We start from the raw sequence: 24,622 nt of genomic DNA, 5'->3' as shown, positions 1-24,622 counted from the left end.
GCGTGGTCGATCGCCTGCGCTCGTCGAAGGTGGTCGCCCTCGGGGGCGGCCACGGTCTCGCGGCCTCGCTCTCCGCCCTGCGTCTCGTCTGCGAGCAGGTGACCGCCATCGTCACCGTCGCCGACAACGGCGGCTCCTCCGGTCGCCTCCGCGAGGACTTCGGTGTGCTGCCCCCGGGCGACCTGCGGATGGCGCTGACGGCGCTGTGCGACGACAACGAGTGGGGGCAGACGTGGGGGGACGTCCTCCAGCACCGCTTCACCGGGGACGGGGACCTTGCGGGCCACGCCCTGGGCAACCTGCTCATCGTCGCCCTGTGGCAGCTGCACGACGACCCGGTGACCGGTCTCGACCTCGTGGGGCGGCTGCTCAGCGCCCGGGGTCGGGTCCTGCCGATGGCGGCGGTGCCCCTCGAGCTGCGTGCGCGGGTGAGCGGCCTCGACCCGAGTGACCCCTCGGCCATCCGGACCGTGCTCGGCCAGGTGGCCATCGCCAGCACCCACGGTCTCGTCGAGTCGATCTCCCTCGAGCCGCACGACCCGCCGGCACGACCCGAGTCGGTGGCGGCCGTGAGCGAGGCGGACCACATCATCCTCGGACCGGGCTCCTGGTACACCTCGGTGCTCACGCACCTGCTCGTGCCCGAGCTGCGCACGGCACTGGCCGAGGCGAGGGCGCGCAAGGTCCTCACGCTCAACCTCGACATGAACACCGCGGAGACGCGTGGCTTCTCCGCCACCCGGCACATCGAGACGCTGCACGAGACGGCTCCGGAGCTGGCGGTGGACGTCGTCCTCGCCGACCCGAGCACCATCGAGAACATGAGTCGGCTCACCGCGGCGTGCGAGAAGCTCGGTGCGCAGCTCGTCGTGACCCCGCTCGCACAGCCCCAGTACGCGGACCGCCATGACGCGCTGCGGCTCGCGGCGGCCTATCGTGACATCCTCGCGTGAACGTGCTGGCGACCACCCCGGAAGGACGGACCCCATGGCGATGACCGACAAGGTCAAGGACGAGCTGAGCAGGTTCCAGATCACCCGGACCTGCTGTCGCAAGGCCGAGGTCGCCAGCGTGCTCCGATTCGCCGGCGGACTGCACAAGGTGGGCCGGCAGATCGTCGTCGAGGCCGAGCTCGACACCGCCAGTGCGGCGCGACGGGTGCGCAAGGACATCATCGAGCTGTACGGCTACGAGACCGAGCTCATGCAGCTGGCCGCCGGCGGCCTGCGCCGGGGCAGTCGCTACATCGTGCGCGTGAGCAAGGACGGCCAGGCGCTTGCCCGGCAGACCGGGCTCGTCGACGCCGAGGGTCGGCCCGTGCGGGGCCTGCCTCCCCGAGTCGTCGGGGGAGCGGTCTGCGATGCGGAGGCGGCCTGGCGAGGCGCCTTCCTCGCCCACGGGTCGCTGACGGAGCCCGGGCGCAGCTCCTCGCTCGAGATCACCTGCCCCGGCCCCGAGGCCGGGCTCGCACTCGTCGGTGCGGCCCGTCGGCTGAGCATCCCCTCCAAGGCGCGCGAGGTCCGTGGCGTCGACCGCGTCGTCATCCGTGACGGAGACGCCATCAGTGCCATGCTCACCCGGCTCGGCGCGCACGAGGCGGTGCTCGCGTGGGAGGAGCGGCGCATGCGCCGGGAGGTGCGGGCGACCGCCAACCGCCTGGCCAACTTCGACGACGCCAACCTCCGGCGTTCGGCCCGCGCAGCGGTGGCCGCGGGAGCCCGCGTCCAGCGGGCCATGGAGATCCTCGGGGAGGAGATCCCCGACCACCTGCGCGAGGCCGGCCAGCTGCGCCTGCAGCACAAGGAGGCCTCGCTGGAGGAGCTCGGTCAGCGGGCCGAGCCCCCGATGACCAAGGACGCCGTCGCGGGCCGCATCCGCCGGCTGCTGGCCATGGCGGACAAGCGTGCCGAGGACCAGGGGATCCCCGGCACCGAGGCCTCCCTCACCTCGGACATGCTCGACGGCTGAGACACCTCGCCGCAGCACCCTCCCGGGCCCGCGCAGGGCTCCGACAGGCAATAGGGTGGTCGGGGAGCCGCGATCCGCGGCCGTCAAGTGCGCAACCACCTTCGGGAGGCACCACAGTGACTGTACGAGTTGGCATCAACGGCTTCGGCCGCATCGGCCGCAACTTCTTCCGCGCGATCCATGCGTCCGGGGCCGACGTCGAGGTCGTGGCCTTCAACGACCTCGGTGACGACGCGACCCAGGCCCACCTGCTCAAGTACGACTCGGTCCTTGGTCGCTACGACGGCGACGTGAAGGTCGTCGAGGGCGGCATCGAGGTCGACGGACGGCTCATCAGGTCCCTCGCCGAGACGGACCCGGCCCAGCTGCCGTGGGGTGATCTCGGCGTGGACGTCGTGATCGAGTCCACCGGCCACTTCACCGACGCGACCAAGGCCAAGGCGCACGTCGACGCCGGCGCGAAGAAGGTCATCATCTCGGCCCCGGCCAAGAACGAGGACCTCACGGTCGTCATGGGTGTCAACGACGACCTGTACGACGCGGGCAAGCACACCATCATCTCCAACGCGTCCTGCACGACGAACTGCCTGGCCCCGATGGCGAAGGCCCTCAACGACACCCTGGGGATCACCAAGGGCCTGATGACCACGATCCACGCCTACACCGCCGACCAGAACCTCCAGGACGGCCCGCACAAGGACCTGCGACGGGCGCGCGCCGCGGCCCTGAACATCGTGCCGACCACGACCGGCGCCGCCAAGGCCGTCTCCCTGGTCCTGCCGGAGCTGGAGGGCAAGCTGGACGGCTTCGCCCTCCGCGTCCCGGTTCCCACCGGGTCGGCCACCGACCTGACCATCGAGACCGCTCGGGACACCTCCGTGGAGGAGGTCAACGAGATCATGCGCAAGGCCGCGGCCGAGGGGCCGATGAAGGGGCTGCTCACCTACACCGAGGAGCCGATCGTCTCCACCGACATCGAGACCGACCCGGCCAGCTGCATCTTCGACGCGGGCCTGACCCGCGTCATCGGCAACCAGGTCAAGGTCGTCGGTTGGTACGACAACGAATGGGGCTACGCCAACCGCCTCGTCGACCTCACGTCCCTCGTCGGCTCCTCGCTCTGAGCCCCACCTCCTCCATCGACGGCAACGAAAGGCATCCGTGAAGACCCTCGCTGACCTCGGCGACCTGCGCGGCCGGCGCGTGCTGGTCCGGTCCGACCTCAACGTCCCCCTGGACGGGCAGACCATCACCGACGACGGACGCATCAGGGCCTCGCTGCCGACGATCACCCGTCTGGTCGAGGAGGGAGCGCGCGTCGTCGTGTGCGCCCACCTCGGTCGGCCGAAGGGGGAGCCGGACCCGCGCTACTCGCTCGCCCCGGTCGCCGCGAGACTGGGGGAGCTGCTCGGTGCCGAGGTCGCCTTCGCCACTGACACCGTCGGCGACTCCGCGCGCGAGACCGTGGCCGGCCTCGGTGACGGCCAGGTCGCGGTGCTGGAGAACCTGCGCTTCAACGCAGGGGAGACGAGCAAGGACGAGGACGAGCGGGGAGCCTTCGCCGACGCCCTCGCCTCGCTCGCCGATGCCTACGTCTCCGACGGCTTCGGTGTCGTGCACCGGGCGCAGGCCTCCGTCTACGACATCGTGACCCGGCTCCCGGCTGTCGCGGGTGGCCTCGTGGAGACCGAGGTGGAGGTGCTGCGTCGCCTCACGAGCGACCCGACGCGGCCCTACGCCGTCGTCCTCGGCGGCGCCAAGGTCAGCGACAAGCTCGGGGTCATCGACAACCTCCTCGGGACGGCCGACCGCCTGCTCATCGGCGGTGGCATGGTCTTCACCTTCCTGCGCGCGCAGGGTCACGAGGTCGGCAGGAGCCTTCTCGAGGAGGACCAGCTCGAGGTCGTGCGCGAGTACCTCGAGCGCGCCGAGCGGGACGGCGTCGAGATCATCCTGCCGACCGACGTCGTCGCCGCGACCGACTTCGCGGCCGATGCCGAGCACGAGGTCGTGGCGGCCGACGCGATCCCCGCCGACCGGATGGGGTTGGACATCGGCCCCGATTCCGGTCGCCTCTTCGCCGAGAAGCTCCTGGACTGTCGCACCGTCTTCTGGAACGGCCCCATGGGCGCCTTCGAGATGGAGCCCTTCGCCGCCGGGACCGCGTCCGTCGCCCGGGCCCTGGCCGACGTGACCAGGGCGGGCGCGCTGACCGTCGTCGGCGGTGGCGACTCCGCCGCGGCCGTGCGCCGGCTCGGCTTCGCCGACGACGACTTCAGCCACATCAGCACCGGTGGTGGTGCCAGCCTCGAGTACCTCGAGGGCAAGGACCTCCCGGGGCTGTCCGTCCTCGAGCAGCAGGAGAACTGAACATGACCAGCCGCAAGCCGCTCATGGCGGGCAACTGGAAGATGAACCTCGACCACCTGCAGGGCACCCACCTCGTGCAGAAGCTGGACTGGACCCTCCGCGACGGCAAGCACGACTACGGCGCCGTCGAGGTGGTCGTCCTGCCGCCCTTCACCGACCTGCGCTCGGTGCAGACGCTGGTCGAGGGTGACCGGTTGCTCATGGCCTACGGCGCCCAGGACCTCAGCCCGCACGACTCCGGTGCCCACACCGGCGACATCTCGGGGGCCTTCCTGTCCAAGCTCGGCTGCAGCTACGTCGTGGTGGGCCACAGTGAGCGGCGCGAGGGGCACGGTGAGACCGACGACGTCGTCGCGAGCAAGGCGGTCGCCGCCTACCGGCACGGCATGGTGCCGATCGTCTGCGTCGGCGAGGGGCTCGAGGTCCGCCGGACCGGGGGGCACGTCGCGCACGTCGTCGACCAGGTCAGGGGCAGCCTCGAGGGCATCACCGCGGAGCAGGCGGCCACCGTCGTCGTCGCGTACGAGCCGGTCTGGGCGATCGGGACCGGTGAGGTCGCGACCCCGGAGGACGCCCAGGAGGTGTGCGCGGCCATCCGCAGCACGCTGGCGCAGATGTACTCTACCGAGACTGCGGACGCGGTCCGCGTGCTCTACGGCGGATCGGTCAAGCCGGGCAACGTCGCCTCGATCATGGCCGGTGCCGATGTGGACGGAGCGCTCGTCGGAGGCGCCTCCCTCGCCGCCGACGACTTCGCCTCGATCTGCCGCTACCAGCAGCACCTCACCGCCTGACCCGGGTTGCCGGGTCGGAGAGGTATCCTGTCGCGGGGCCCTCTCACGGAGGTGCCCGACAGAACCAACCGACCGTCCCGACCGACAAGGACCTGATCGAGTGAATGCCGTCCGCATCGGACTCCAGGTGATCCTCGTGATCACGAGCCTGGTCCAGATCCTGCTCATCCTCATGCACAAGGGCAAGGGTGGTGGCCTCTCCGACATGTTCGGTGGGGGCATGTCGGCGTCCCTGGGCAGCTCATCGGTCGCGGAGCGCAACCTCACCCGGTTCACGATCGTCGTGGGGCTGGTGTGGTTCACCTCGATCGTCGGTCTCGGTCTCGTCGACCGCTTCGACGCCTGATCCCCGACTCGACCACGTAGGAGTTCGTCATGGCAGGTGGCAACGCAATCCGCGGCAGCCGCATCGGCGCCGGCCCGATGGGTGAGGCCGAGCGCGGCGAGGCCGCAGCACGCGGCTTCGTCTCCTACTGGTGCGCCAACGGCCACGAGATGACTCCGTCCTTCTCCGTCGACGAGGGCGTGGAGATCCCGGCCGAGTGGGTGTGCAAGCGCTGTGGCCTGCCCGCCGGTCGCGACAAGGACAACCCTCCGGCCGCCCCGACGGCCGAGGTCTACAAGACCCACCTGGCCTACGTGAAGGAGCGCCGCTCCGACTCCGAGGGCGAGGCCATCCTCGAGGAGCGGCTCGGCGAGCTGCGCGACCGCGGCCTCATCCGCTGACGGGCTCCACGTCCGAGGCGGCCGCCTCGTCGACGAGCCACAGCGTGCGTTCCTGGCCACGGACCAGCCCCGTGCTGTCCTGCGCGGGAGGGGCGCCCGACACCCCCTTCGCCACGGCCGCGGCCTTGTCCTCGCCCGAGACGACGAACCACACCTGACGCGACCGGGAGAGGCACTCCGCCGTGAGCGTCACCCGGGTCGGCGGCGGCTTGGGGGAGTCGTGGACCGCCACGGCGATGGCCGAGGCCTCCTGCTGCACCGGATGGCCGGGGAAGAGCGAGGCGATGTGCCCGTCCGGCCCGACGCCGAGCAGCACGATGTCGAAGGACCCGCTGCCGTGGGTCCGCAGCTCCTCCTCGTACCTGCGCGCGGCCTCCTCGGCGGAGTCGACCTCGTCAGGCCCGGGGACGCGGTGGACGTTCTGCGAGTCGGGGACGAGTGACCGCAGCCCGGCCTCGTCGTTCTGGGCGTCGTTGCGCCCGGCGTCTCCTGCCGGGAGGTACCTCTCGTCGCCCCACCAGAAGTGCACGCGCGACCAGTCCACGGCGTCGTGGGCCGGGTGGTCCGCCAGCGCGGCGACGACGGCCGAGCCCATGGACCCACCGGTGAGGGCGACGTGCGCCTCGCCACGGGCTGCCAGGGCATCCTGGACGGCGGTGAGCAGGCGCCCGCCGGTGATCGTGACCAGACGACTGGGGCTGGGATGGATGACGAGCAGCGGGTCGGTCATGGTCACTCCCCGTCGTCGAGCCGATCGCGGACGGCTGTCCTGACGGCGTCGGTGCTGGTGCTCGCGGACTCCGGCTCGGCGTCGACCATCGCACTGCGGATGGCGTCCTTGGACTCCTCGGCGAGTCGCTCGGCGGTGCGTCGGGCGTCACTGGGGGAGGGGACGAGGCCCTCCTCGACGGCCTCGGTCATCGTCATCCGGCGTCGGGTCACCGCGGGCAGGCCCGTGATCAGGGCCTCCTCGTAGACCTCGTCGGCGTCGAGTCGACGCAGCTCGTCGGCGAGGCACTCGGCATCCGACCGGGGGCCATGGCGATGGCCCGCCGCGGCTGGCCCGGCTGGTCGAGGGCCGCGGTGTCGCCCTGCAGTGGCCGGACCAGGTCGATGGGGCCGGAGTCGCGGTGGAGCCGGACGCTGACGACACCGCTGCCGGTCCGGGAGCGCACGAGGGAGACCGGGCAGCGCAGACGGGCCCGCAGCCAGCCGGCCAGCAGGTCGGCCGACGGGGAGTCCTGCGCACCGACGACGGTGGCGGCGGTGACCGGATCGAAGGGGGGCCGGTCCAGGGTCGTGGCGAGCAGCCCACGCCAGAGCGTGATCCGGCTCCACGCCAGATCGGTGTCGCCGGCGGTGTAGGTGCGGGCCAGACGCCTGAGCGTGGTGGTGATGGATCCCGTGGAGGCGGCACTGTCGGTGATGCGGCGCTGTGCCATCGCGCCGACGGGGTCGGTCCCGGGGTCCTTGGGTGCCTCGGTCGGCCACCAGGCGACGACGGGGGAGTCGGGCAGGACGAGTGGTGTCACGACGCTGCGGGCGTGCCCCACGAGCTCGCCGTACAGACGCAGCACGACGACCTCCGAGGCGCCCGCATCACCGCCGACCCGCAGCTGCGCGTCCAGGCGTGCCTTGCCGCGGGCATTGGACAGGATCACGCACACGATCCGGGCGGGGTGCTGGTGGCTGGCGGTGTTGGCCACGGCGAGCGCCTCCTCGGCGTCCTCCTCCGGCACGACGAGGACGAGCGTGAGCACCCGGCTGAGGGCCATCGCGCCGACGTCCTCACGGATCTCGATCAGCCGCTGGGCCACCTGTGCCGTGCTCGCGGCGGGAAGGTCGACGATCACGGCAGCCTCCAGGTGCGTCCGTCCCGATGCATCATCGTGTCGGCGGCGTCCGGGCCCCAGGTTCCTGCTGGGTACTCCTCGACGGTGTCCTGCTTGGCCCAGAACTCCTCGATCGGGTCGAGGATCTTCCAGGAGAGCTCGACCTCCTCGTGCCGGGGGAAGAGCGGCGGGTCCCCGAGGAGCACGTCGAGGATCAGCCGCTCGTAGGCCTCCGGGCTGGACTCGGTGAAGGCGCGTCCGTAACCGAAGTCCATCGTCACGTCGCGCACCTCCATCTGGTTCCCCGGGACCTTCGCGCCGAAGCGCATGGTCACGCCCTCGTCGGGCTGCACGCGGATGACCACGGCGTTCTGGCCGAGCTCCTCGGTCTCGGTGTCCGTGAAGGGCAGGTGGGGGGCCCGCGCGAAGACGACGGCGATCTCCGTGACTCGTCGGCCGAGGCGCTTGCCGGTCCGCAGGTAGAAGGGGACCCCGGCCCACCGGCGGGTCTCGATGTCCAGTCGCATGGCCGCGTAGGTCTCGGTGGTCGACCCGTCGGCGACCCCCTTCTCCTGGCGGTAGCCCCGGACCTTCTCACCGCCCTGCCAGCCGGCGGTGTACTGGCCGCGGACGGTGGCGGCGCCGAGGTCGTCGGGGACGCGCACGGCCGCCAGGATCTTCTCCTTCTCCATCCGCAGGGCTCCGGCGGCGAAGCTCGTGGGCTCCTCCATGGCGGTGAGGGCCAGGAGCTGGAGCAGGTGGTTCTGGATGACATCGCGTGCGGCGCCCACGTCGTCGTAGTACCCGGCGCGCCCACCGATGCCGATGTCCTCGGCCATGGTGATCTGCACGTGGTCGACGTAGTGGCTGTTCCAGACCGGCTCGAACATCTGGTTCGCGAAGCGCAGCGCGAGCAGGTTCTGGACGGTCTCCTTGCCCAGGTAGTGGTCGATGCGGAAGATCGAGTCCGGGGGGAAGACCGCCTCCACGATGGCGTTGAGCTCCTGGGCGCTCTCGAGGTCGTGGCCGAAGGGCTTCTCGATGACGACGCGCCGCCACGAGTCGTCCTCCGGGGTGGCCAGCCCGCTGCGCTGGAGCTGCTCGCAGACCACGGAGAAGAAGTCCGGGGGGATGGACAGGTAGAAGGCGTGGTTGCCGCCCGTGCCGCGCTCCTGGTCGAGGTCGCGCACGGTCTGTGCGAGCAGGTCGAAGGCGGCGTCGTCGTCGAAGTCCCCGGGGACGAATCGGAAGCCCTCCGAGAGCGAGCGCCAGACCTCCTCGCGGAACGGGGTGCGGGCGTGCTCGCGCACCGCGTCGTAGACGACCTTGCCGAAGTCCTGGTCGGCCCAGTCGCGGCGGGCGAAGCCGACGAGCGAGAAGCCCGGCGGCAGCAGACCGCGATTGGCCAGGTCGTAGATCGCCGGCAGCAGCTTCTTGCGGGCCAGGTCCCCGGTGACGCCGAAGAGGACGAGGCTGCACGGGCCGGCGATGCGGGGCAGGCGCTTGTCCCGCGGGTCCCGCAGCGGATTGCTCTCGGCCGTGACGGGGACGGGACTCATGCGCGGCCCCCTCGCAGGGCGGCGTCGACCGCGGCCAGTCCGCGATCGTGGTCGGTCAGGTGCAGCCGGAGGACCGGACGCCCGTGGTCGGCGAGGACGGCGGCGTCGCCGCCGGCCTGGGCGGCGATGAACTCACCGAGCGTGAAATCGCGACCGGGGACGGGCAGGTCCTCCTCGGGTGCGCCGGTGATCTGCAGGTAGACGCCGGTGCGGGGACCTCCCTTGTGGTACTGCCCGGTCGAGTGCAGGAAGCGGGGGCCCCACCCGAGGGTGCTCGGCCGCTGCACGCGGGCGGCCAGGGCATCGACCGCCTCGGCGAAGGGGGCATCGGCCTCCCGGTCGAGGTAGGCCATGACGGCGACGTACCCGTGCTCGGGGTCGAGCTGCGCGAGCAGGGCCTCGAGGGCGGACTCGATCGTGTCCGCCCCGCCGAGCCAGTCGCCACCGAGGTGGCGGATCTCCACCGGGCCGTCCACGGCGTCGGCCTCGGTGCCGGTCGCCGCGGACTGGGACATGAGGTCACGCGCGGCCTGCTTGGCGCTCTCGACGTCGGGCTGGTCGAAGGGGTTGATCCCGAGCAGTCGACCGGCCACGGCCGTGGCAACCTCCCACAGCAGGAACTGCGCGCCGAGGGAACCACCGACATCGAGCGTGGAGGCGGCGGCCGTCGGGGCGGGCCGGTCGTCCTCGCCGACCTCGACGAGTCGGCACAGGGTCGCGTCGTCCGGCAGCTCGGTCCGCCCGGGTGCGTCGAGGACGACCGGGAGGAGACCGCGCTCCTGCTTGCCGGTGGACTCGGCGATCAGCTGCTCGACCCAGTCACCCAGGCCGCGGACCGTCGTGCCGTGGTCGACGAGGTAGAGCTTGTCGCGCAAGGGGTGCGTGCCGGCGATGGCCGCACCGAGGCGCAGCCCGGGGTTGGCCTCGTCGTCCTCGGCGAGCAGGTCGGTGACCGCCTCGGCGTCGTCGAGCAGCTCCTCGACGTCCACGCCGGCCAGCCCGGAGGGGACGAGGCCGAAGGCGGTCAGGGCGGAGTACCGGCCACCGACGTCGGGGTCTGCGGTCACGACCCGCTGGCCCTTGCTGCGGGCGTCCTCCTCGAGCGGGCTGCCCGGGTCGGTCACGACGACGATCCGGCTGGCCGCATCGATCCCCGCGGCGGTGAAGGCCTCCTCGAAGACCCGTCGCTGGCTGTCGGTCTCCACCGTCGACCCGGACTTGCTCGAGACGACGACGGCCGTGCGGGCCAGGTCGGTCGCGGCGGCGCGCACGACGTCGGGGTGGCTGGAGTCCAGGACGGTCAGCGGGACACCGGCCGTGGCGCAGATGACCTCCGGCGCCAGGGAGCTGCCGCCCATGCCGCAGAGGACGATCCGGTCGACGCCCTGCTCACGCAGCTCCTCACGCACGGCACCGATCTCACCGACGAGGTGTCGCGAGGTGCGGCCGAGGCCGACCCAGGCCAGGCGCTTGGCCGCCTCCTCCTGCGCCGCCTCTCCCCAGAGCGTGGCATCACCGTCGAAGAGTCGACTGGCCACCCGGTCCGACACCAGCTCGGGCACGTGGGTGCCCACCGCGTCCGCGGCGGCACCCGAGGCGAGGACGGCCAGGCTGGTCACCGGGCGGCCGCCTTGCCGAGCTCGGCGCGCACGCCGTCGAGCAGCTCCTCCCAGGCCTTCTCGAACTTCTCGACGCCCTCGGTCTCGAGGGTGGCGGTGACCTCGGTGTAGCTGATGCCCAGGCCCGCGAGGGCGTCGAGGACCTCCTGGGCCTCCGCGTAGGAGCCGGTGATGGAGTCACCGGTGACCGTGCCGTGGTCGATCGTCGCGTCGAGCGTCTTCTCCGGCATCGTGTTGACGGTGTTGTCGGCGACGAGCTCGGTCACGTACAGCGTGTCCGGGTACTCGGGGTCCTTCACGCCGGTGGAGGCCCACAGCGGACGCTGGCGGCGTCCCCCTTCGTCCTCGAGGCGCTGCCACCGGGGCGTGGAGAAGACCTCCTCGTAGGCCTGGTACGCCAAGCGGGCGTTGGCCAGGCCGGCCCGGCCCCGCAGGGCCAGCGCCTCCTCGGTTCCGATCTCCGCGAGCTGGCCGTCGACCTTCGCGTCGACCCGGGAGACGAAGAACGAGGCGACCGAGTGGATCGTCGACAGGTCCCTGCCCGCCTCGAGCGCCTGCTCGAGGCCCTCGATGAAGGCGTTCATCACCGCGCGGTAGCGCTCGAGGCTGAAGATCAACGTGACGTTGACGCTGATGCCGGCCGCGAGCGTCTTGGTGATCGCGGGCAGACCGGCCTCGGTCGCCGGGATCTTGATGAAGACCTGCGGCCGGTCGACGGTCTCGGCCAGCTGGCTCGCGACCGTGACGGTCTCGTCGGCGTCGTGCGCCAGGCGCGGGTCGACCTCGATCGAGACGCGACCGTCGACGCCGTCGGTGACCTCGTGGATCGTCCGGAAGGCGTCACAGGCCTCGCGCACGTCGTCGGTCGTCAGGGCGAAGACGACCTCGTCGACGCTCTTGCCCTCGGCGGCGAGCGCGTTGAGCTGCTCGTCGTAGGCGTCACCCTCGGCGAGGGCGGCCTGGAAGATCGAGGGGTTCGTCGTGACACCGACGATGCCCTTGGTGTCGATGAGTTCCTGCAGGTTGCCCGAGCGGAGCCGCTCGCGGCTGAGGTCATCGAGCCAGACCGACACCCCTGCGCGGTAGAGGGCCTCGACCGGGGCGGGCTTGGTCGGGAGATCTCCAGCCATGTTCACTCATCCCTTCACGTTGTCGATGGACGTCCGGGCCGCCGAGACGACGGCCTCGGGCGTGATGCCGAACTTCTCGTAGAGGGTCGCGTGGTCCGCGGAGGCACCGAAGTGGTCGATCCCCACGCTCTCGCCGGCATCACCGACGATCTCGCGCCAGCCGAAGGGGGTCGCGGCCTCGACGGAGACGCGGGCTCGGACGGCGGGCGGCAGGACCTCGTCGCGGTACTCCCTCGGCTGCTGGTCGAACCACTCACGGCAGGGCATGGAGACCACCCGGGTCCCGGTGCCCGCCTCCTCGAGCGTTGCGCGGGCGGCCAGGGCCACGGCGACCTCGGTTCCGGTGGCGACGAGGACGACCTCGGGCACGTCGGTGCTGGACTCCGCCAGGACGTAGGCGCCCTTCGCCGCGCCGGCCGCCGGAGCGAACTCGTCGCGGTCGATGACCGGCGTCCCCTGGCGGGAGAGGGCCAGGGCCGCGGTGGAGGTGTTCTTCAGGACCTGGCCCCAGCAGACGCTCACCTCGTTCGCGTCGCCCGGTCGGACGACGTCGAGGCCCGGGATGGCGCGCAGGGCGGCGAGGTGCTCGATCGGCTGGTGCGTCGGGCCGTCCTCACCGAGGCCGATGGAGTCGTGGGTCCACACGTACGTCACCGGCAGCTGCTGGAGGGAGGCCAGGCGCACGGCCGGGCGCATGTAGTCGGAGAAGACGAGGAAGGTGCCGCCGTAGACGCGGGTCAGGCCCTCGAGGGCGATGCCGTTCATCGCCATGCCCATGCCGTGCTCACGGATCCCGAAGTGCAGGGTGCGGCCGTACTCGTTGCCGGACCAGGACTCGGTCTGCTTGCCCTTGGGGACGAAGGAGGGCTGCCCCTCCATCGTCGTGTTGTTGGAGCCGGCGAGGTCGGCGGAGCCGCCCCACAGCTCCGGCATGACGTCGGCGAGGGCGGTGAGGACCTCGCCGGAGGCCTTGCGCGTGGCCATGCCCTTCTCGGAGGCCTCGAAGGTCGGCAGGGCCTCGTCGAGACCCTCGGGGACCCGGGCGTCGACGACGCGGTCGAGCAGCGCCGCACGCTCGGGGTTGCTCGACCGCCAGGCGGCCATGCGCTCGTCCCACTCGGCGTGGGCGCTCTGGCCGCGGGTGACGACCGCGCGGGTGTGCTCGAGGACGGCCTCCTCGACGGGGAAGTCCACCGTCGTGTCGAAGCCCAGCAGCTCCTTGGTCGCCGCGACCTCGTCCTCGCCGAGGGCCGCGCCGTGGGCGGCCCCGGAGTCCTGCTTGGTCGGGGCCGGCCAGCCGATGATCGTGTGCAGCACGATCATCGTGGGCGCGGAGGTGTTCTCCTTCGCGGCGGTGCACGCGTCGAGGAGCGCGTCGACGTCCTCGACGTAGGCGGAGCCGTCTCCCGTCCTGCGCCAGTCGACGTCGATGACGTGCCAGCCGTAGGCGCGGTAGCGGGCGCCGACGTCCTCGCTGAAGGAGATGTCGGTGTCGTCCTCGATGGAGATCTGGTTGGCGTCGTAGATGACGTTGAGGTTGCCCAGCTCCTGGTGCCCGGCGAGCGAGCTCCCCTCGGAGGAGACCCCCTCCTGGAGGTCACCGTCGGAGGCGAGGCACCAGATGGTGTGGTCGAAGGGGGAGGTGCCCGGCGCCGCGTCCGGGTCGAACATCCCGCGCTGGCGGCGCTGGGCCATGGCCATGCCCACCGCGGAGGCGAAGCCGGAGCCGAGCGGGCCGGTCGTGATCTCCACACCGGGGGTGTGGTGCACCTCGGGGTGGCCGGGCGTGAGCGAGCCCCACGTGCGCAGCGCATCGAGGTCGCTCAGCTCCATGCCGTAGCCGGAGAGGAAGAGCTGGATGTACTGGGTCAGCGAGGAGTGGCCCACCGAGAGCACGAAGCGGTCGCGGCCCAGCCACGTCGGGTCGCTCGGGTCGTGCGTCATCACCTGCTGGTAGAGCAGGTAGGCGGCGGGGGAGAGGCTCATGGCGGTCCCGGGGTGACCGCTGCCGCACTTCTGCACCGCATCCGCCGCCAGGACCCGGCCGGTGTCGACCGCGCGCACGTCCAGGTCGCTCCACCCCGCCTTGGTTGCGATCGGGCGAGGGAGCTGGCTGGAGCGCGAGGACGTGCCCGCCGGGCCGTCCGGGTTCGCCGAGGCGACGGTGCGGGTGGTCCCCCTGGGAGCCGCGGCGCCGGCCGACTTCTTGGCGGGTGCGGTGGGGGATGTGTCGGTGTCCGTGCTCACGGAAGACCTTTCTCTGCAGACGCGGTGGGTGCTCGCCTCCACACTAGTGGGATCGCGAGTGTGTGCCACGCCGCGCGGGGGCGGCCCCGAGGGCCCGTTCGGCACGGGTAGACTGCGGGCACGGTCGGCGCCCCGCGCCGCCATGTCCCACCCCCTTCGGCAAAGGCAGTCCGTGACCACTCTCGAGTCGACGCGCGAGCTGTCGCCGGCGACCCGCCCGTGGCGGCGCACCGTGCGTGCGTACGTCGCGCTGACGAAGCCTCGGATCATCGAGCTGCTCCTCGTGACGACGGTGCCGGTGATGTTCCTCGCCCAGCGCGGCGTCCCCTCCCTGGGCCTGATCGTGCTCACCCTCGTCGGAGGTTCCCTCAGCGCCGGTGCGGCCAACACCTTCAACATGGTCTACGACCGTGACATCGACGCGAAGATGGGCCGCACGATCAACCGGCCCCTCGTGACCGGGGAGGCCACGCCCACGGGTGCGATGGTCTTCGGCGTCGTCCTGACGCTCGTCTCCACCCTCTGGTTGGGGCTGCTCGTCAACTGGCTGTCCGCGGCGCTGTCCTTCGCCGCGATCCTGCTCTACGCCGTCGGCTACACGATGGTCCTCAAGCGGCGCACGGCGCAGAACATCGTCTGGGGCGGCGTCGCCGGCTGCATGCCGACGCTCATCGGGTGGTCCGCCGTGACCAACTCGGTCGGGTGGCCGGCGATCATCCTCTTCCTCGTGATCTTCTTCTGGACGCCGCCGCACTACTGGCCGCTGTCCATGCGCTTCACCGACGACTACTCCGCCGCCGGCGTACCGATGGCCCCGGTCGTCCAGGAGCAGACGACGGTGGCCAAGCAGATCGTCGCCTACTCATGGCTGATGGTCCTCACCTCGCTGGCGCTCGTCCCCGTGGCCGACATGGGCTGGATCTACCTGGGTGCCGCGGTGCTCTCGGGTGGGCTCTTCGTCGCCGAGGCCCACCGGCTGATGTCGGCGGCCCGCAAGGGCGCGAGCCCCCAGGTGCTCAAGCCGATGCGGCTGTTCCACTTCTCGATCACCTACGTGACGCTGCTCTTCCTCGGCGTCGCGATCGACCCGCTGCTGCACCTGCCCCTGCCCGGCCTGGCCTGAGTTCGGCTCGGCCTGCGTAGTCTGCGGACGAAGGGAGCGCACGGGCCTTGGCGCGTCGTCCGGACGCCTCGTTCTTCGCCTGCACCCGTGTCGGTCGCTCCGGCCGCCGGCCTGAGTCGGCCCGCACCCTCCCTTCGTCCGCTCTCTGGTGCCCGACGTGGCATCAGGCCGGGGACTGCACCGGCTCGCGGGAGAGGACGAGGGCGCGGGCGATGACGACGACGAGCGCGGCCGCGCCGAACATGTGGGCCAGGACGAGGACCTCGGGCAGCTTCGTCAGGTACTGCACGTAGCCGACGAGGCCCTGGGCGAGGGTGACGAGGAGGACGACGCCCCAGGCGCGGGCGGAGCCCTCCGTGCGCTCGGTGAGCCGGGCCCCGAGCCAGACGGCGACGACGATCCCGATGAAGAGCATGACGGCGTCGGCGTGCAGCCAGGAGATCGTGCGGGGATCGAAGCCGGTACGGGCGGGGACGTCCGCGTCACCGGAGTGCGGGCCGGAGCCCGTCACCATGGTGCCGAGGACGAGCACGACCACGGCCACGACACAGAGCGCCCACGTCGTGAGGTCCACCAGCGGGTGGACAAGTGAGCGGGTGGGCCCGGGGCCCTGGGGGTAACGCCACAGCAACCACGCCGAGACCGCGATGATCGCCATCGAGCAGAGGAAGTGGAAACCGACGATCCACGGGTTGAGTCCGGTGAGCACCGTGATGCCCCCGACGATCGCCTGCGCCGCGACGCCACCGAGCACGACCCAGGTGCCGCGGATCAGCTCGGGGCGGTCGCGTGCCCAGCGGAGGAGGGCGATGAGCAGGACGAGGGCGGCGATGCCGACGACCCCGGTGAGGGTGCGGTTGCCGAACTCGATGAACTTGTGGAACCCCTCGGCCTGCTCGACCGTGGGGACGTAGGACCCCGGTGTGCACTGCGGCCACGTGGGGCACCCGAGCCCGGATCCCGTGAGACGCACGAGGCCACCGGTGAGGACGATGCCGATCTCGACGACCAGGTTGAGCAGGAGCAGGCGAGGCAGCCACGTGCGCGCGGCTGCGGGGTACTCGGACACGCCACTACGGTATGTCGCGGTCCGGTGGGACCCGTCGCCGGGCCGGGTCAGTCGCGCCAACGGAAGGTGCGCAGGACGGCCAGGCTCAGACCGACGCCCCACACGAGCAGGACCAGCCAGGGCAGGAGCGGCACGCTGCCGTGCGCCAGCTGCGCGCGGAAGGCGTCGCCGAGGGCGCCGGAGGGCAGCCACCGGACGACGGCGGCGACGCTGCTGCCGAGGGTCCCTCCGGGGAGCAGGAGCCCGCCCGCGCCGGCCAGGAGGACCCACGCGAGGTTGGCGACCGCGAGGACGGCCTCGGCGCGCATGGCCCCGGCCACGAGCAGGGCGAGGGCGACGAAGACCCACACGCCGAGCGCTCCCGTCACCGGCGCGAGGAGCAGTCCCAGGGGGTCCGGCCGCCAGCCCATGACGACCGCGAGGAGCCCGAGGACCGTGAGCTGGCCGGCCGCGACCGCGCCGATCGCCAGGGCCTTGCCCGCGAGAAGGCCGTCGGTCCCGACCGGGGTGGTCGCGAGCATGCGCAGCACGCCGTAGCGACGGTCGAAGGCGGTCTGGATCGCCTGGCCCGTGAACGCAGTCGAGACGAGGGCCAGGGCGAGGACGCCGGGTGCGACCACCGCGATGCGCGGCGTCGACAGGTCCGGGTAGGACACCGTGACGAGCGCGACCAGGGCCAGCACCGGCAGGACGAGGGAGACGAGCAGCTGCTCGCCGTTGCGCAGGAGGATGCTCGCCTCGAAGCGCGCCTGGGCCACCACCCGCTGCCCTCGCGGGGCAGGTGTCGGGACGTGGGTCGTGGCCTCAGCGATCACGCGTGCCTCCGGTGAGCGAGAAGTAGGCGTCCTCGAGACGGCCGCCGGCGGCGATCTGCTCCGGCGTCCCGTCGGCGACGACGCGACCGTGGTCGAGGATCACCACGCGCGCCGCCAGGCGCTCGGCCTCCTCGAAGCTGTGGGTGGTCACGACGAGGCCGACACCGGCGTGCGCCTGCTCGCGCAGCAGGTCCCACACGTCCATCCGTGCGTGCGGGTCGAGCCCGGCGGTGGGTTCGTCGAGGAAGGCGACCCGGGGTCCGCCGACGAGCGCGGCGGCCAGGGCGACCCGCTGGCGTTGACCGCCGCTGAGCCGCCGGATGGGGGTCGTGGCGAAGGGGGCGATGTCGAGGCGCTCGACCAGCTCGGCCGCCTGCTCGCTCATGTGCAGTCGTCCGAGGTGGGTCAGCAGGCGCCGGGCGTTGACGCTCTGGGGGAGTCCGCCGTCCTGGAGCATCACGCCGACCCGGGCGCGGTGGGTCGCGTCCGCCTGCCACGGGTTCGTGCCGAGGACGCGGCAGGTGCCGGAGTCGGGGCGCAGGAGCCCCTCGAGGCACTCGATCGTGGTGGTCTTGCCGGCGCCGTTCGGTCCGAGCACGCAGGTGATCTCACCCGTGTCGGCGCCCCACGTGGCCCCGTCGACGGCGACCACGTCGCCGAAGACGCGGCGCAGGTCCTCCACGACAACGGCTCGAGTCACGAGGGACAAGTCTAGGCAAGCGCAAGCGCGGCCCACGGTTAGGGGTGCCTTTGTTGTCTCCCGCCCATAATTACGTAACATGGGAGTGTGTTTAATTCAGCGCGGGAGACCTCGACGTCGCACGGCGACGCCGAGACCCGTGATGCGAGCACCCGCGAGCGCGTGCTCGCGGTGATCAGCGAGCACGGGCCGATCACCGCGGCGGACATCGCCCACCGGCTCGGCCTCACGGCCACCGGGGTGCGGCGACATCTCGACCAGCTGGCCGAGGACTCCTCGGTCAGCAGTCGGGCGCCCCACCAGGGCAAGCGGGGCCGCGGCCGTCCGGCCCGGGAGTGGGTCGTGGCCGACTCCGGCCACGACCACCTCGTGTCCGAGTACGACGAGCTGGCCTCCGAGGTGATGCGCTTCCTGCGCGCGCAGGGCGGCGAGGACGCAGTGCGTGCCTTCGCCGACACGCGGGTCGCCGGTCTGGAGGAGCGTGTCCGGGAGCGGCTCGATGCCGCAGGGGAGGATCCCCGCGCCCGTACGCAGGCCCTCGTCGAGGCCCTGCGCCTCGAGGGCTACGCTGCCAGCGCCCGTCCGGTCGGCGAGGACAGCAGCGTCGGTGTCCAGCTGTGCCAGGGACACTGCCCGGTCCAGCACGTCGCCACGGAGTTCCCGGAGCTGTGCGAGGCGGAGACCGACGCATTCAGCCGCCTTCTCGGCGTCCACGTCCAGCGCCTGGCCACCCTGGCCCAGGGCAACCACGTCTGCACCACCTTCGTCCCCACGCCGGGGGCGCGACCCAACACAGAGAGGTCCACCCGATGAGCACCAACATCGAAGAGCTGAACCCAGGGCTCAAGGACATCGGCCGCTACGAGTACGGCTGGTCCGACAGCGACGCGGCCGGTGAGTCGGCCAAGCGGGGCCTCAACGAGGACGTCGTGCGGGACATCAGCGACCGCAAGAACGAGCCGCAGTGGATGCGTGACCTGCGCCTGAAGTCGCTGCGTCTCTTCGGCAAGAAGCCGATGCCCAGCTGGGGGAGCGACCTCACCGGGATCGACTTCCAGAACATCAAGTACTTCGTGAAGTCCACCGAGAACCAGGCCAGCTCCTGGGAGGACCTGCCCGAGGACATCCGCAACACCTACGACAAGCTCGGCATCCCCGAGGCGGAGAAGCAGCGCCTCGTCGCGGGCGTCGCGGCCCAGTACGAGTCGGAGGTCGTCTACCACCAGATCCGGGAGGACCTGGAGGAGAAGGGCGTCATCTTCGTCGACACCGACTCCGGCCTGCGTGAGCACGAGGACCTCTTCCGGGAGTACTTCGGCACCGTCATCCCGGCCGGGGACAACAAGTTCTCGGCGCTGAACACCGCCGTCTGGTCGGGTGGTTCCTTCATCTACGTGCCGCCGGGCGTCCACGTCGACATCCCGCTGCAGGCCTACTTCCGGATCAACACCGAGAACATGGGCCAGTTCGAGCGGACGCTGATCATCGCCGACGAGGGCTCCTCCGTGCACTACGTCGAGGGCTGCACCGCACCGATCTACACGACCGCGTCGCTGCACAGCGCCGTCGTCGAGATCGTCGTGAAGAAGAACGCCCGCGTGCGGTACACGACGATCCAGAACTGGTCGAACAACGTGTACAACCTCGTGACCAAGCGCACCACGGTCGAGGAGGGCGGCACGATGGAGTGGGTCGACGGCAACATCGGCTCCAAGGTGACGATGAAGTACCCCGCCTGCTTCCTCATGGGTGAGTACGCCAAGGGCGAGACCCTCTCCGTCGCCCTCGCCGGCGAGGGCCAGCACCAGGACGCCGGGGCCAAGATGGTCCACGCCGCGCCCAACACCTCCAGCTCGATCATCTCCAAGTCCGTCGCCCGCGGTGGTGGACGCACCTCCTACCGCGGACTGGTCCAGGTCCTCGAGGGAGCGACGAACTCGAAGTCGAACGTGGTCTGTGACGCGCTGCTCGTCGACACCATCAGCCGATCGGACACCTATCCGTACGTCGACGTCCGCGAGGACGACGTGCAGATGGGTCACGAGGCGACCGTGTCGAAGGTCTCCGCCGACCAGCTCTTCTACCTCATGTCCCGCGGGATGAACGAGGAGGAGGCGATGGCGATGATCGTGCGCGGCTTCGTCGAGCCGATCGCGAAGGAGCTGCCGATGGAGTACGCCCTCGAGCTGAACCGCCTCATTGAACTCCAGATGGAAGGAGCCGTTGGCTGATGAGCCTGCTGGCTGACACCCCGAGCCGACAGGCTCACACCCACTCCGGCGAGACGATGGTCCCGGACCAGTCCCGGGCGGAGCGCACCCGCTCCTGGGAGGTCGCCGACTTCCCGATGCCCGAGGGCCGCGAGGAGGACTGGCGGTTCACCCCGATCAGCCGCCTGACGACCCTCCTGGCGGACGAGCCGAGCAGCGCCACGCTCGAGTGGACCACGCACCTGCCGGAGGGCGTCACGCTCACGACGAGCTCCGTGGAGGAGCTGGGTCGCGACTCGCTGCCCAAGCCGGTGGACCGGCCGGCGGCGCTGGCGGCGGCCCACGGTGAGGGCATCGCCCTCGTCGACGTGCCGAAGGAGGCCGAGCTCACCGAGCCGGTACGCATCCACCTCGATGGCGTCCAGCGCGAGACCGTCCACGGCCACATGGTCGTGCGGGTCGGTGCCTTCGCCTCGGCGACGATCGTGCTCAACCACACCGGCTCGACCGACTTCACCGAGCTGGTGACGGTGCTGGCCGGCGACGGCTCCACGGTCACGGTCGTAAGCCTGCAGGACTGGGAGGACGACACCCACCACCTCGGCCAGCACGACGTCGTGGTCGGCCGGGACGCGTCGGTGCGGCACATCGCGGTCTCCATCGGCGGCGGCATCGTGCGCCTGAACACCAACGCGACCTACGCCGGCCCCGGTGGGTCCTTCGAGGGCCTGGGTGTGTACTTCGCCGACGCCGGACAGCACCTGGAGCACCGGCTCTTCGTCGACCACGAGGCCCCGCACTGCCGCAGCAACGTCGAGTACAAGGGCGCGCTGCAGGGCGAGACGGCGCAGACGGTCTGGGTGGGCGACGTGCTCATCCGGGCTGCCGCGGAGGGGACCGACACCTACGAGCTCAACCGCAACCTCGTCCTCACCGACGGGGCGCGGGCGGACTCGGTGCCCAACCTCGAGATCGAGACCGGCGAGATCGTCGGTGCCGGCCACGCCTCGACGACCGGACGCTTCGACGACCAGCAGCTGTTCTACCTGCAGTCCCGCGGCATCCCGCAGGAGCTGGCGCGTCGCCTCGTCGTGCGCGGCTTCTTCCACAGCATCGTCCAGCGCATCGGTGACGCCGAGATCAGCGAGAAGGTCATGGCCGCCATCGACGAGGAGCTCGAGGCGAGCTCGGGGGCGAGCGCATGAGCACCGCGACCGAGGCCGACTTCGTCCGCGTCTGCCGGCTCGACGAGCTGCCGGACGTGGGCGCTGCCAAGGCGGAGATCCAGGGACGGATCGTCTCGATCATCCACACCGAGGACGGCGACGTGCACTGCATCGACGACGAGTGCACGCACGGACGGGTGTCGCTGTCCGAGGGCGACGTCGAGGGCTGCGAGATCGAGTGCTGGCTGCACGGCTCGCGGTTCAACCTCCTGTCCGGCAAGCCGACCAGCCTGCCGGCCACGGTCCCCGTGGTCGTGCACACCACGCGAGTCACCGACGGCGAGGTGTTCGTCGCGCTCTCCGACGAGGCGCCGCGCACGGTCTGACGGTCGCCGGCCCACCACACTTATTTCGACTTACGAAGGACGAACAGAATGGCAACGCTCGAGATCAAGGACCTGCACGTCAGCGTCGACACCGAGGAGGGCTCCAAGGAGATCCTCAAGGGCGTCACGCTGACCCTCAAGTCCGGTGAGACGCACGCGATCATGGGGCCCAACGGCTCCGGCAAGTCGACCCTCGCGTACTCCATCGCCGGTCACCCCAAGTACACGGTCACCTCCGGGTCGATCACCCTCGACGGCGAGGACGTGCTGTCGATGAGCGTCGACGAGCGCGCCCGTGCGGGACTCTTCCTCGCCATGCAGTACCCCGTCGAGGTCCCCGGTGTCACGGTGAGCAACTTCCTGCGCACCGCCAAGACCGCCATCGACGGCGAGGCCCCGAAGCTGCGCCACTGGGTCAAGGACGTGCGCACGACCATGGGTGAGCTGCGCATGGACCCGGCCTTCGCGGACCGCAACGTCAACGAGGGCTTCTCCGGCGGGGAGAAGAAGCGCCACGAGATCCTCCAGATGGAGCTGCTCAAGCCGAAGTTCGCCGTCCTCGACGAGACGGACTCCGGCCTGGACGTCGACGCGCTCCGCGTCGTCTCCGAGGGTGTCAACCGCGTGCAGGACAAGACCGACTCCGGCGTCCTGCTCATCACCCACTACACGCGGATCCTGCGCTACATCAAGCCCGACCAGGTGCACGTCTTCGTCGACGGCCGCATCGCCGAGCAGGGCGGCGCGGAGCTGGCCGACCAGCTCGAGGCCGAGGGCTACGACCGCTTCGTCCCGACGGGGGAGCCCGCCGCGGTCACCGGGGCGTGATCATGACGGAGAAGCTGATCCCCGACACGGAGCTGGCCGCCCTGCGCGAGCAGTTCCCGATCCTCGGGCGCAGCGTGCGCGGGGGCAAACCGCTGGTCTACCTGGACTCCGGGGCCACCTCGCACAAGCCGCTGGCGGTGCTGGACGCCGAGCGGGAGTTCCTCCTCACGGCGAACTCCGCACCGCACCGCGGCGCGCACGCGCTGTCCGAGGAGGCCACCGAGGCCTACGAGCAGGCACGTGCGGACATCGCCGCCTTCATCGGCGCCGCCGAGCGCGAGGTGGTCTTCACCAAGAACGCCACCGAGGCGCTGAACCTGGCGGCCTACGCCTTCTCCAACGCGGAGGTGGGTTCCCCCCTTCGCGTCGGTGAGGGGGACGAGATCCTCATCACCGAGGCCGAGCACCACGCCAACCTCGTGCCGTGGCAGGAGCTGTGCCGTCGCACCGGCGCGACCCTGCGCTGGATCGGGGTCACCGAGACCGGCCGCCTCGACATGGACCAGCTCGAGGAGATGGTCACCGAGCGCACGAAGGTCATGGCCTTCACCCATGCCTCCAACGTGCTCGGTGCCGTCAGCGACGTCCCGCGGTTCGTCGCCGCGGCGAAGTCCGTGGGCGCGATCACGGTCCTCGACGCCTGCCAGTCGGTGCCCCACCTGCCGGTGGACGTCACCGACCTCGGCGTGGACCTGCTCGCCTTCTCCGGCCACAAGATGTACGGCCCGAGCGGCATCGGGGTCCTGTGGGGCCGTTACGACCTGCTCGATCAGATGCCGGCCTTCCTCACCGGGGGCTCGATGATCGAGGCCGTGCGGATGGAGGGCAGCACCTACATGCCGCCGCCGACCCGCTTCGAGGCCGGCGTGCCGATGACCAGCCAGGCAATCGGTCTGGGCGCCGCCGTGCGCTGGATCCGCGAGATCGGCATCGAGCGCATCGCCGCCCACGAGCGGGCGCTCACGGCGCAGCTGCTCGAGCAGGTCGCGGCCCGTGACTGGGTCCGCCTCATCGGTCCGCCGGACACGGTGCACCGGGGCGCCGCGGTCAGCTTCGTCGTCGACGGTGTGCACGCGCACGACGTCGGCCAGGTCCTCGACGACCACGGCGTGGCCGTGCGCGTCGGGCACCACTGCGCGTGGCCGCTGCACCGCGCCTTCAAGGTCGCGGCCACCACGCGCGCCTCGCTGGCCGTCTACAACACCCCGGACGAGATCGACGCGCTCATGAGGGCGCTCGACACCGTGCCCGGCATCTTCGGCGTGGACAAGGGGGCTGCCTGATGGACCTCTACCAGGAGCTGATCCTGGACCACTCGAAGCGCCAGGTGGGGCACGGCCTGCGCGAGGGGCACCAGGCCGAGGTCAGCCACGTCAACCCGACCTGCGGTGACGAGGTCACCCTGCGGGTGCACCTCGACGGCACCGGGCCGGACGCCACGATCACCGACATCTCGTACGAGGCGATGGGGTGCTCGATCTCGATGGCGAGCACCTCGATCCTCGCCGACGAGCTGACCGGCGAGTCGATCAACGACGCGATGGAGATCCACGCCGCGATGCGGCAGATGCTCACCAGCCGCGGCCAGGAGAGGGGCGACGAGGAGGTCATCGGCGACGGCGTCGCCCTGGCCGGCGTCGCGCAGTACCCGGCGCGCGTGAAGTGCGCGTTGCTCGGATGGATGGCCCTCACCGACGCCCTGGCCCAGGCAGGCGTCGATGTCGCGAACGAACCCGAAGGAGAGAGCGCATGACCGCCCAGGCACCGACCCCCAGCAATGTCGCGGACGTCGAGGAGGCGCTGCGCGACGTCGTCGACCCCGAGCTCGGCATCAACGTCGTCGACCTCGGCCTCGTCTACGGCATCACCGTCGACCCGCAGAACCACGCCGTCATCGACATGACGCTCACGTCCGCGGCCTGCCCGTTGACCGATGTCATCGAGGACCAAGTGACCCAGGCCCTGTCGGACCTCGTCACGGACTCCCGGATCAACTGGGTCTGGATGCCGCCGTGGGGCCCGGACAAGATCACCGACGACGGGCGAGAGCAGCTGCGCGCCCTCGGCTTCAACATCTGAT

General features: G+C 71.0%; 26 protein-coding genes. 16 read left to right on the top strand and 10 right to left on the bottom strand.

Annotation, left to right across the window (positions count from 1 at the left end):
• Positions 1-2: 2 nt before the first annotated feature.
• The 7 genes from yvcK (at position 3) to PVE36_RS08495 (ending at position 5,858) form a co-directional block, all read left to right on the top strand.
• Positions 3-953 carry a uridine diphosphate-N-acetylglucosamine-binding protein YvcK gene (yvcK, locus tag PVE36_RS08525; protein WP_277451590.1) on the top strand — a complete coding sequence of 317 codons (951 nt, stop codon included), beginning with the start codon at positions 3-5 and terminating at the stop codon, positions 951-953.
• Positions 954-987: 34 nt separating this feature from the next.
• Positions 988-1,968, top strand: coding sequence for a DNA-binding protein WhiA (gene whiA / locus PVE36_RS08520; RefSeq protein ID WP_277451587.1), 981 nt, complete (start codon positions 988-990; stop codon positions 1,966-1,968).
• A 116-nt stretch (positions 1,969-2,084) separates the two neighbouring features.
• Positions 2,085-3,092 (top strand): type I glyceraldehyde-3-phosphate dehydrogenase, encoded by a 1,008-nt coding sequence (gene gap / locus PVE36_RS08515; RefSeq protein ID WP_277451586.1) that lies wholly within the window; start codon positions 2,085-2,087, stop codon positions 3,090-3,092.
• Positions 3,093-3,129: 37 nt separating this feature from the next.
• The gene (locus tag PVE36_RS08510) at positions 3,130-4,338 is read left to right on the top strand and encodes a phosphoglycerate kinase (protein ID WP_277451585.1); all 1,209 of its coding nucleotides are present in this window, start codon (positions 3,130-3,132) and stop codon (positions 4,336-4,338) included.
• A 2-nt stretch (positions 4,339-4,340) separates the two neighbouring features.
• A complete protein-coding gene (gene tpiA / locus PVE36_RS08505) occupies positions 4,341-5,132 on the top strand; it encodes a triose-phosphate isomerase (RefSeq protein WP_277451584.1) in 792 nt (263 codons plus the stop codon).
• Between the two features lie 100 nt (positions 5,133-5,232).
• Entirely contained in the window at positions 5,233-5,478 is a 246-nt protein-coding gene (gene secG, locus PVE36_RS08500; protein WP_277241170.1) for a preprotein translocase subunit SecG, read from the top strand.
• Positions 5,479-5,507: 29 nt separating this feature from the next.
• Positions 5,508-5,858 (top strand): RNA polymerase-binding protein RbpA, encoded by a 351-nt coding sequence (locus PVE36_RS08495; protein WP_277451582.1) that lies wholly within the window; start codon positions 5,508-5,510, stop codon positions 5,856-5,858.
• Here PVE36_RS08495 and pgl read toward each other — a convergent pair.
• From pgl to tkt, 7 genes are read right to left on the bottom strand one after another with little or no spacing between them, the layout of a single operon-like run.
• On the bottom strand, positions 5,848-6,588 hold the full coding sequence (gene pgl, locus PVE36_RS08490; protein WP_277451581.1) for a 6-phosphogluconolactonase: 741 nt from the start codon (positions 6,586-6,588) through the stop codon (positions 5,848-5,850). The genes PVE36_RS08495 and pgl overlap by 11 nt on opposite strands.
• 2 nt (positions 6,589-6,590) lie before the next feature.
• The gene (locus PVE36_RS08485; protein WP_277451579.1) at positions 6,591-6,785 is read right to left on the bottom strand and encodes a hypothetical protein; all 195 of its coding nucleotides are present in this window, start codon (positions 6,783-6,785) and stop codon (positions 6,591-6,593) included.
• Between the two features lie 32 nt (positions 6,786-6,817).
• A complete protein-coding gene (locus tag PVE36_RS08480) occupies positions 6,818-7,711 on the bottom strand; it encodes a glucose-6-phosphate dehydrogenase assembly protein OpcA (RefSeq protein ID WP_277451577.1) in 894 nt (297 codons plus the stop codon).
• Positions 7,708-9,249 carry a glucose-6-phosphate dehydrogenase gene (zwf, locus tag PVE36_RS08475; RefSeq protein ID WP_277451576.1) on the bottom strand — a complete coding sequence of 514 codons (1,542 nt, stop codon included), beginning with the start codon at positions 9,247-9,249 and terminating at the stop codon, positions 7,708-7,710. The genes PVE36_RS08480 and zwf overlap by 4 nt, the downstream gene beginning before the upstream one ends.
• Positions 9,246-10,868, bottom strand: coding sequence for a glucose-6-phosphate isomerase (locus PVE36_RS08470; protein WP_277451572.1), 1,623 nt, complete (start codon positions 10,866-10,868; stop codon positions 9,246-9,248). The genes zwf and PVE36_RS08470 overlap by 4 nt, the downstream gene beginning before the upstream one ends.
• Positions 10,865-11,998, bottom strand: a complete 1,134-nt coding sequence (gene tal, locus PVE36_RS08465; protein WP_277451571.1) for a transaldolase — start codon at positions 11,996-11,998, stop codon at positions 10,865-10,867. Before tal ends, PVE36_RS08470 begins: the two co-directional genes overlap by 4 nt.
• A 6-nt stretch (positions 11,999-12,004) precedes the next feature.
• Positions 12,005-14,095, bottom strand: a complete 2,091-nt coding sequence (gene tkt, locus PVE36_RS08460) for a transketolase (RefSeq protein ID WP_277455794.1) — start codon at positions 14,093-14,095, stop codon at positions 12,005-12,007.
• A gap of 322 nt (positions 14,096-14,417) precedes the next feature.
• Between tkt and PVE36_RS08455 the strand changes: the two genes are divergently transcribed.
• Complete coding sequence (locus PVE36_RS08455) at positions 14,418-15,368, top strand: heme o synthase (protein ID WP_277451569.1); 951 nt, start codon at positions 14,418-14,420, stop codon at positions 15,366-15,368.
• A 163-nt stretch (positions 15,369-15,531) separates the two neighbouring features.
• Here PVE36_RS08455 and PVE36_RS08450 read toward each other — a convergent pair whose 3' ends face one another.
• From PVE36_RS08450 to PVE36_RS08440, 3 genes are read right to left on the bottom strand one after another with little or no spacing between them, the layout of a single operon-like run.
• Positions 15,532-16,437 carry a COX15/CtaA family protein gene (locus tag PVE36_RS08450; RefSeq protein WP_277451568.1) on the bottom strand — a complete coding sequence of 302 codons (906 nt, stop codon included), beginning with the start codon at positions 16,435-16,437 and terminating at the stop codon, positions 15,532-15,534.
• Positions 16,438-16,484: 47 nt separating this feature from the next.
• Positions 16,485-17,252 (bottom strand): ABC transporter permease, encoded by a 768-nt coding sequence (locus PVE36_RS08445; RefSeq protein ID WP_277451567.1) that lies wholly within the window; start codon positions 17,250-17,252, stop codon positions 16,485-16,487.
• A complete protein-coding gene (locus tag PVE36_RS08440; protein ID WP_277451565.1) occupies positions 17,242-17,952 on the bottom strand; it encodes an ABC transporter ATP-binding protein in 711 nt (236 codons plus the stop codon). Before PVE36_RS08440 ends, PVE36_RS08445 begins: the two co-directional genes overlap by 11 nt.
• An 87-nt stretch (positions 17,953-18,039) precedes the next feature.
• Between PVE36_RS08440 and PVE36_RS08435 the strand changes: the two genes are divergently transcribed.
• The 8 genes from PVE36_RS08435 to PVE36_RS08400 are packed head-to-tail and all read left to right on the top strand — an operon-like array spanning position 18,040 to position 24,621.
• Positions 18,040-18,765 (top strand): metalloregulator ArsR/SmtB family transcription factor, encoded by a 726-nt coding sequence (locus PVE36_RS08435; RefSeq protein WP_277451563.1) that lies wholly within the window; start codon positions 18,040-18,042, stop codon positions 18,763-18,765.
• Positions 18,762-20,183, top strand: a complete 1,422-nt coding sequence (gene sufB, locus PVE36_RS08430; protein ID WP_277451562.1) for a Fe-S cluster assembly protein SufB — start codon at positions 18,762-18,764, stop codon at positions 20,181-20,183. Before PVE36_RS08435 ends, sufB begins: the two co-directional genes overlap by 4 nt.
• The gene (gene sufD / locus PVE36_RS08425; protein ID WP_277451561.1) at positions 20,183-21,367 is read left to right on the top strand and encodes a Fe-S cluster assembly protein SufD; all 1,185 of its coding nucleotides are present in this window, start codon (positions 20,183-20,185) and stop codon (positions 21,365-21,367) included. The genes sufB and sufD overlap by 1 nt, the downstream gene beginning before the upstream one ends.
• Positions 21,364-21,714 carry a non-heme iron oxygenase ferredoxin subunit gene (locus PVE36_RS08420; protein ID WP_277451560.1) on the top strand — a complete coding sequence of 117 codons (351 nt, stop codon included), beginning with the start codon at positions 21,364-21,366 and terminating at the stop codon, positions 21,712-21,714. The genes sufD and PVE36_RS08420 overlap by 4 nt, the downstream gene beginning before the upstream one ends.
• A 48-nt stretch (positions 21,715-21,762) precedes the next feature.
• Positions 21,763-22,542, top strand: a complete 780-nt coding sequence (gene sufC / locus PVE36_RS08415; RefSeq protein ID WP_277451559.1) for a Fe-S cluster assembly ATPase SufC — start codon at positions 21,763-21,765, stop codon at positions 22,540-22,542.
• Between the two features lie 2 nt (positions 22,543-22,544).
• A complete protein-coding gene (locus tag PVE36_RS08410; protein WP_277451557.1) occupies positions 22,545-23,825 on the top strand; it encodes a SufS family cysteine desulfurase in 1,281 nt (426 codons plus the stop codon).
• Entirely contained in the window at positions 23,825-24,295 is a 471-nt protein-coding gene (sufU, locus tag PVE36_RS08405; RefSeq protein WP_277451556.1) for a Fe-S cluster assembly sulfur transfer protein SufU, read from the top strand. Before PVE36_RS08410 ends, sufU begins: the two co-directional genes overlap by 1 nt.
• Positions 24,292-24,621 carry a metal-sulfur cluster assembly factor gene (locus PVE36_RS08400; protein WP_277451554.1) on the top strand — a complete coding sequence of 110 codons (330 nt, stop codon included), beginning with the start codon at positions 24,292-24,294 and terminating at the stop codon, positions 24,619-24,621. Before sufU ends, PVE36_RS08400 begins: the two co-directional genes overlap by 4 nt.
• Position 24,622 lies beyond the last annotated feature (1 nt).

This window comes from Janibacter sp. DB-40, assembly GCF_029510815.1.
Lineage (GTDB): Bacteria > Actinomycetota > Actinomycetes > Actinomycetales > Dermatophilaceae > Janibacter.
Note: the sequence above shows the minus strand (reverse complement) of the source record. Positions and strands in the feature narration are given on the sequence as shown.

Bases quoted from the DNA above. Each gene is read 5' to 3' on its own strand.
- PVE36_RS08485 (WP_277451579.1), bottom strand. From the start codon at position 6,785: ATGACGATGACCGAGGCCGTCGAGGAGGGCCTCGTCCCCTCCCCCAGT.
- sufD (WP_277451561.1), top strand. From the start codon at position 20,183: ATGAGCCTGCTGGCTGACACCCCGAGCCGACAGGCTCACACCCACTCC.
- PVE36_RS08495 (WP_277451582.1), top strand. From the start codon at position 5,508: ATGGCAGGTGGCAACGCAATCCGCGGCAGCCGCATCGGCGCCGGCCCG.
- sufU (WP_277451556.1), top strand. From the start codon at position 23,825: ATGGACCTCTACCAGGAGCTGATCCTGGACCACTCGAAGCGCCAGGTG.
- pgl (WP_277451581.1), bottom strand. From the start codon at position 6,588: ATGACCGACCCGCTGCTCGTCATCCATCCCAGCCCCAGTCGTCTGGTC.
- zwf (WP_277451576.1), bottom strand. From the start codon at position 9,249: ATGAGTCCCGTCCCCGTCACGGCCGAGAGCAATCCGCTGCGGGACCCG.
- sufC (WP_277451559.1), top strand. From the start codon at position 21,763: ATGGCAACGCTCGAGATCAAGGACCTGCACGTCAGCGTCGACACCGAG.
- PVE36_RS08410 (WP_277451557.1), top strand. From the start codon at position 22,545: ATGACGGAGAAGCTGATCCCCGACACGGAGCTGGCCGCCCTGCGCGAG.
- tpiA (WP_277451584.1), top strand. From the start codon at position 4,341: ATGACCAGCCGCAAGCCGCTCATGGCGGGCAACTGGAAGATGAACCTC.
- whiA (WP_277451587.1), top strand. From the start codon at position 988: ATGGCGATGACCGACAAGGTCAAGGACGAGCTGAGCAGGTTCCAGATC.
- tal (WP_277451571.1), bottom strand. From the start codon at position 11,998: ATGGCTGGAGATCTCCCGACCAAGCCCGCCCCGGTCGAGGCCCTCTAC.
- PVE36_RS08420 (WP_277451560.1), top strand. From the start codon at position 21,364: ATGAGCACCGCGACCGAGGCCGACTTCGTCCGCGTCTGCCGGCTCGAC.
- PVE36_RS08400 (WP_277451554.1), top strand. From the start codon at position 24,292: ATGACCGCCCAGGCACCGACCCCCAGCAATGTCGCGGACGTCGAGGAG.
- sufB (WP_277451562.1), top strand. From the start codon at position 18,762: ATGAGCACCAACATCGAAGAGCTGAACCCAGGGCTCAAGGACATCGGC.